The 1,711-nt window shown below is 37.0% G+C and carries 3 protein-coding genes; all 3 read left to right on the forward strand.

Annotated elements, in window-relative coordinates:
* On the forward strand, nucleotides 1-431 hold a 431-nt coding region (locus BLX24_RS30195), incomplete at its 5' end, for a hypothetical protein (protein WP_071506894.1).
* A gap of 255 nt (nucleotides 432-686) precedes the next feature.
* A complete protein-coding gene (locus BLX24_RS30200) occupies nucleotides 687-1,313 on the forward strand; it encodes a hypothetical protein (RefSeq protein WP_071506895.1) in 627 nt (208 codons plus the stop codon).
* Between the two features lie 79 nt (nucleotides 1,314-1,392).
* Entirely contained in the window at nucleotides 1,393-1,638 is a 246-nt protein-coding gene (locus BLX24_RS34145; protein WP_374755028.1) for a GrpB family protein, read from the forward strand.
* The last annotated feature ends 73 nt before the right edge of the window (nucleotides 1,639-1,711 follow it).

Genomic DNA, 1,711 nt, shown 5'->3' on the forward strand with positions numbered 1-1,711 from the left:
TAACACCCAAGGATGTTATTCAATTTAGATTCAAAAGGTCTATTTATGCCTGGCCAATTGGTATCCCTTTTGGACCATCATTTGACGCACCGGGACTAAATTATCCTGGACATGCACGCATACTTGCTCCTCAGATAGGATATCAGCGGTTTTGGTGGAAAGGTGTCTATACATCCGTTTATGCATTGAATGCTTTTGAAAAATATATGGATGAGAATAACAAGAAGATTGGGAATGGGTACACATTATACCTGGATTTTTATTTAGGTTACCAGTTTAATTTTTTTAAAGGGCGATTCTTTTTTGAACCAGCTATTGGAATTAGTTATTGGCCGGTAAGAACCAACGTTCCGGAAACGTTTAAAGCAGTAGAACAAAAATGGAATAACTACTTTATTCAACCCGGGCTTGATTTTGGATTTAGGTTTTAAACTGAAATGGCTAGTTGACGTTAGTGATTCAAACCACATATGAACCTGCTGAAGTTATGCAAACTCAGCAGGTTTCTAAATAAATACGCAAAGACAATTAAATTTTTAGTATTTTTTAAAGTTAACTCGCAAGCACACCATAAACCAGAAGTGTCAAAAAAAGGAAACAGTAAGTTATTTCTTAACTTAAGTGAACGAGATTAGGAAATATCTCATCTACCTTTGTATTCTCGTTTAACAGCAATTCAAACAGATATGCAAAGGAAAATTTTCTGGATTGGTTTTTTCTTAGTGCTGCAAGGCACTCTACAGGCCAAAGCACAATATGAAAAACAAGACAGTACTTACAACCAGTGGTTTGTTGGCAGCACGCTATTTTTATTGGGTAATTTGGCGACCACAAATCCCCCTAACTTCGCTCAACTCAATTTTGGCTATCGTATTACAGGAAAAGATGTAATCACATTAGAACCAAAAACATGGAAATATGCCTGGCCCAATGGTATTCATCCGTTTTTCAACAACTCATACGGAAAGCCGGAAGAAAAATTTCCGGGATATGTTCGTGAATATGGCTTATCAGTAGCTTACCAACGTTTTTTTTGGAAAGGCTTATATACCGAACTTAATGTAATGCCTGGCTGGCAAATTTTCGTGAATGATGACGGCAAAAAAGATGGCAATGGATTTCAGGTTTTCAATACTTACCGTATAGGTTATCACATCAAACTTTTTAAAGACAGGTTTTTTATTCAACCATCAGTTGCAATTACCCACCGGGCTTATCACACAAAAATGCCTGATGGATTTAAACAGTTGGATGATAAATGGTCTAAATTCATCTACGGAGAACCGGGATTTCATTTTGGGTTTAATTTTTAATAACCTGTCAGTGGAGCAACAAAACTGATTTTAATACGTAATAAAGACAGGTAGAATACCTGCCACAAATATAGAACATATCGGAAGCACAGCAACTCCTATACTGGCAGCTAAACCAATAATCGATATTGATGTGGTTTATGATAATACCCTTCATTTTGATGTTATCAAAACGAAATTAAATCAAACTGGATACTACCATAACGCGGATCAGGGAAGTCCTGAAAGGAAAGTTTTTAAGAAGCACACAATGTCGGGTAATCATAATATATTAGATATTATTCCTCATCAGCTGTATGGTTGCGCGGCAGACAGTGAAGAATAAGGTGTCTGACGCATGGGCTATAGCCACTATGGAGGTGGAATCTGACAGTCCTCCGATTGCACATCAGTCAACA

This window comes from Arsenicibacter rosenii, assembly GCF_001870735.1.
GTDB lineage: Bacteria > Bacteroidota > Bacteroidia > Cytophagales > Spirosomataceae > Arsenicibacter > Arsenicibacter rosenii.

What these genes read in the sequence shown, in the direction of transcription:
- BLX24_RS30200 (WP_071506895.1), top strand. Translation starts at nt 687, where the DNA reads ATGCAAAGGAAAATTTTCTGGATTGGTTTTTTCTTAGTGCTGCAAGGC.